This is a genomic window from Paraburkholderia sp. BR14374 (genome assembly GCF_040948685.1).
Classification (GTDB): Bacteria; Pseudomonadota; Gammaproteobacteria; order Burkholderiales; family Burkholderiaceae; genus Paraburkholderia; species Paraburkholderia youngii.
Map to the genome: position 1 here is coordinate 1 of NZ_JBFPKF010000073.1, position 4,515 is coordinate 4,515.

Annotated in this window: 4 protein-coding genes; all 4 read right to left on the reverse strand. The window is 65.5% G+C overall.

Going from position 1 to position 4,515, the window contains the following annotated elements; translation table 11 throughout:
• The coding region (locus AB3X86_RS37790; protein WP_368599849.1) for a biotin/lipoyl-binding protein at positions 1-776 on the reverse strand (776 nt) is incomplete at its 3' end.
• 34 nt (positions 777-810) lie between these two features.
• A complete protein-coding gene (locus tag AB3X86_RS37795) occupies positions 811-2,331 on the reverse strand; it encodes an efflux transporter outer membrane subunit (RefSeq protein WP_368599850.1) in 1,521 nt (506 codons plus the stop codon).
• Positions 2,332-2,386: 55 nt separating this feature from the next.
• A complete protein-coding gene (locus AB3X86_RS37800; RefSeq protein ID WP_176369334.1) occupies positions 2,387-2,824 on the reverse strand; it encodes a MarR family winged helix-turn-helix transcriptional regulator in 438 nt (145 codons plus the stop codon).
• A 106-nt stretch (positions 2,825-2,930) separates the two neighbouring features.
• Positions 2,931-4,493, reverse strand: coding sequence for a DHA2 family efflux MFS transporter permease subunit (locus AB3X86_RS37805; RefSeq protein ID WP_368599851.1), 1,563 nt, complete (start codon positions 4,491-4,493; stop codon positions 2,931-2,933).
• Positions 4,494-4,515 lie beyond the last annotated feature (22 nt).

A 4,515-nucleotide genomic window follows, 5' to 3' on the forward strand; every position in this document is an offset into this window, starting at 1 on the left:
GGCGCGACGCGCTGGCCGACCTGAACCCGGCGCTGCGCGACGTAGCCGGTCACCGGCGCTGGCAAGGTATCGCGCGCATAGGCGAGCCACGCGGTGCGCACTTTCGCGGCGGCGGCCTGCACGTCCGGATGCTGCTCGACCGTGGTGCGGTCGGTCAGCGCGTGGTTGGCTTCGCCCTGCTGGCGCGCGGCGTCGAGCGCGGCCTGCGCGACGCTGACCGCGTCGCGGGCGTGCGCGATGTCTTCGGCGGACACGGCGCCCGTGTCCGCCACGGCCTCGCGCCGGCGCAGGTCGTCGCGGGCTCGGGCCAGATCGGCTTCGCGCTGCGCGACGTTCGCCGCGAAGAAGTCGTTGTTCACATACAGGCCGGAGACGCGCCGCACGGTCTGGCCCAGCTGCGCTTCGGCATCGGCGAGCGCGAGCTTTGCATCGGCCGGATCGAGCGTGACGACGGGGTCGCCTTGCTTCACGATTTGCGTGTCGTCGGTGTTGACCGCGATCACTGTGCCCGTGACCTGCGGCGTCAGTTGCACGAGATTGCCGCTGACGTACGCGTCGTCGGTTTCCTGATGATAGCGGCCCTCGGTGTAGTAGTAACCGCCGTAGGCCGCGCCCGCGAGCACGACCGCGGCACCGAGCAGCGCGATCAGGCGCTTGCGGCTCGACGGGGGCGTCGCCTTGTTGTCGCCTTCGGGCGTGGCGGGCGCTTGCGCGCCGGTCTTCTGTACGGCTTCCTGATCCGCCAGTTCGCGGTCGGTCGTGATCGAATCGCTCATTGCAGTTCTCCTGATAGGTTTCCCGGCGTGCCGTTCAACGTGCGGCAACCGTGGGATTGACTTGACTGGCGGATGCGCGAGCCGCGTCCGCATGATGGTCGGTGCCCGCCGACGTATCGACATAGCCGCCGCCCAACGCCGACGCGAGCTCGATCTGCTGGTCGCGGCGGTTCATCTTCAGATTGGCGATCGCCTCGTCGGCGTTCAGTGCGGTGACGTCGGCATTGAGCACGGTCAACTGGTTGGTCAGGCCGGCCTTGTATTGCGTGGTCGCGAGGCGATCGGCGTCGCGCGCGGCCTGCTGCGCGGCTTGTGCATCGCCGAGTTGCGCGTCGCTCGCGCGAATCTGCGCGAGCTGCGTGGCCACGCCGCTCAGCGCGCCGATCAGCGTCTGGTTGTAGGTCGCCACCGCATAGTCGAACTCGGCGTAGCGGCCCTTCAACTGCGCGCGCAACTCGCCCCCGTCGAAGATCGGCAGATGAATCGCCGAGCCCACCGAAGCCGTGCGGCTCGCGGCGCTCAGGAAGCGGCCGAAGCCGAACGCGTCCAGACCGATCGCGGCGCTCAGGTTGATGTCGGGATAGAACTCGGCCTTCGCTTCCTTCACCTCATGCGTGATCGCCTCGACGCGCCAGCGCGCCGCGACGATGTCGGGCCGCCGGCTTAGCAGATCGGCCGGCAGGTTGTCCGGCAGACGCACGTCGTCGCCGACGCCGAGCGTCGGCCGCGTGATCGCGAGTCCGCGGTCGGGACCCTTGCCAAGCAGCGCCGCCAGTTGATAGCGGGTGCTCAGGATGCTGCCGTCGAGCGCGCTGACGCGGGCACGGCTCGTCGACAGATTCGCGTCGGCGGTCTTGCGCTCCACTTCGGTATCGAGTCCGTTTGCGATGCGGCCGGAGGTAATGCGGTCGATCTGCTCGCGTCGCGCGACTTCCTGCTGCGCGATGTCGCGCAATGCGTAGAGCCGCGCCAGCTCGTTGTACGTGCGGGCGATCGAGGTGTCGAGCGTGAGCCTGACGACCTGCTCGTCGGCCTCGGCAGCGGACGCCTCCGACACAGCCGCGCGCAGCGCTTCGCGGTTCTTGCCCCACAGATCGAGATCGTAGGAAGCGCTGAGCAGCCCCTTGTTCTCCGTCTGCCACGAACCGGCATAGGGCGGCGGGATCAGCGCGCTGCTGCTGAACTGCTGGCGCGTCAGCGAGTACGAAGCGTCGACGCGCGGCAGCGTGCCCGCCTTCGCCGTTTCGCTGTAGGCTTGTGCCTGTTCGACCCGGGCGCGCGCCTGGGCAAGCGTCGGGCTGCCTTGCAGCGCCTCGGCGATCAACGCCTTCAGTTGAGCGTCGCCGAACTGGTCGACCCAGTCCGGGGACGGCCAGTTCCCATGCTCCTGCGGCAGGCTCCGGGCCGTTTCCAGCTGTTGTGGCTGATCGATCTGCTTGTCGCTGTGGATGCCCGCATAGTTTGCACAGGCTGCCAGCACTGCGAATGAGATCACCGAAACACCGAGCTTCAGCGTACGGGCGACGGTGTTTGCTCTAGAAGTCTGCGTGTTCATTTTCTGACAAATCAGATTAATGGGTGAAAAAAAGCGCGGCCCACGGCCGCGCCGCTCAATCGCCTGTGAACTTGCGAAGCAGGCGGTCCAGCTCGGCAAATTCGGCCTTCGTGAATTTGCGCAAGCGCGCGTTCAACACATGCGGTGCGACTTCCGGAATTCGCGCGGCGGTTTTCTGCCCTTCCGCGGTCAACGTCAGATTGACCACGCGGCGATCTTGCGGGTCGCGCGAACGTTCCAGCAGCCCCTTCGATTCCAGCTTGTCCAGCATCCGCGTCATCAGGCCGGTGTCGATTCCGAGCAGCTTCGACAGCTCGAAAGGCGTAGTTGCGACACCCTGCTTCAGCGAAAGCAGGATGCCCATCTGCTGCCCGTTGATGTCGAGGTCCTTGAGCGCCGCGTCCATTTCCGCGACGACGACGTTGCGGGCCTTGACGAGCCTGAAGCCGATACTCTCTGTAAGCATGAAGTTCTTCGTCGTGTAGTGGTCCATCGCGGCGTCCTCCTTGTTGATTTTCACAATATCTGCATTGTCAGATAATGTCAAGAAGAGGATTGTGTGTTTCATTTTCCGTCCGAACCGGGTTGCCCAATCGGAATCAATGTCCGCCGGCGGCTGCCGCGCCCGCGGCTCCACCCTTGGTCGGCTTCGTCACCCAGATCAGCGGGATGATGACCACAAAGATCACCGCCGAGATCCAGAAGATGTCGTTCAGGCCCAGCATCGTCGCCTGCGCGTTCAGCGAGGCTTCGTAAAACGCCGTGGCCTTGGGAATGCCCGCGTCCAGCGCCGCCTGCAGGTGCGCGATCGCGCCGGTGAAACCAGGGTTCTCGACGCTGGTTTGCTCGGCAAGTCGCGCATGATGAAGAATCGTACGGTCGTTCCATGCATTGCTCATCAGCGAGGTGCCCACCGCTCCCGCAAAAATGCGCACGAAGTTGGACAGACCCGCCGCCGCCGGAATCTCCTCCGGCTTCAGGCCCGACAGGATGATCGCAGTGAGCGGCGTGAAGAACAGCGCGGTCGGGATGCCTTGCAGCAGCGTCGGCAGAATGAGCGTCCACGCGTCTACGCCGGTCGTATAGTTCGAGCGCATGAAGAACACCGCAGCGAATCCGGCGAACGCAAGCGTGGCGAGCACCCGCATGTCCGAGCGCGGCATGATCTTGCCCATCACCGGCGCGAGGATCACGGCGAAAATGCCGAGCGGCGCGGTCACGAGCCCCGCGTCCACCGCCCGGTAGCCGAGGAAGCCCTGAATCCACTGCGGCAGGATCACGAGGTTGGCGAAGAAGATCGCGTAGGCAACCGAAATAGCGATGGTGCCGCCGAGGAAGTTGCGTCTCGCGAAAAGCCGCAGGTTGACGATCGGTTTTTCCTCGGTCAACTCCCAGATCAGGAAGAACAGGAAGCTGACCACGGCGACGATCGTCAGCACCCAGATCACCGGCGAGCTGAACCAGTCGAGGTCGCGGCCTTTGTCGAGCATGATCTGCAGCGGTGCGACCCATGCGATCAGCGAGATCAGGCCGACCTTGTCGATCGGGAGTTTGCGGACCGGCGTCTCGCGATCGCGATAGATCGCCCAGATCGCGCCCGCGGCAAACAGGCCGACCGGCACGTTGATGTAGAAGATCCACGACCAGCTGTAGCTGTCGGTGATCCAGCCGCCGAGCGCGGGGCCCGCGATCGGCCCGACCGTCGCCGTCATCGCCCACAGCGCAAGCGCGCTCGAGCCTTTTTCCTTGGGAAACGACGCGAGCAGCATGGCCTGCGACAGCGGCACCAGCGGCCCCGCCACCGCGCCCTGCACGACGCGCGCGACGAGCAGTACCAGCAGGTTCGGAGCCATGCCGCACGCCGCCGACGACAGCACGAACAGCAGGATCGCCCAGACGAACAGCTTGACCTGGCCGATGCGCTGCGTGAGCCACCCTGTCAGCGGAATCGACACCGCGTTGGCCGCGGCGAACAGCGTGATGACCCACGTGCCTTCGTCGATCGAGACGCCCAGGTTGCCCGACAGCGTCGGAATCGCGACGTTGGCGATCGACGAATCGAGCACGTTCATGAAGGTCGCGAGCGCTACGGCGAACGTGCCGATGGCGAATTTCGCGCCAGTCAGCTGGGCCGGCGCGGCCGGATTGGTCGATGGGTTCATTGCAACTCCTCGTCTCGGTTCG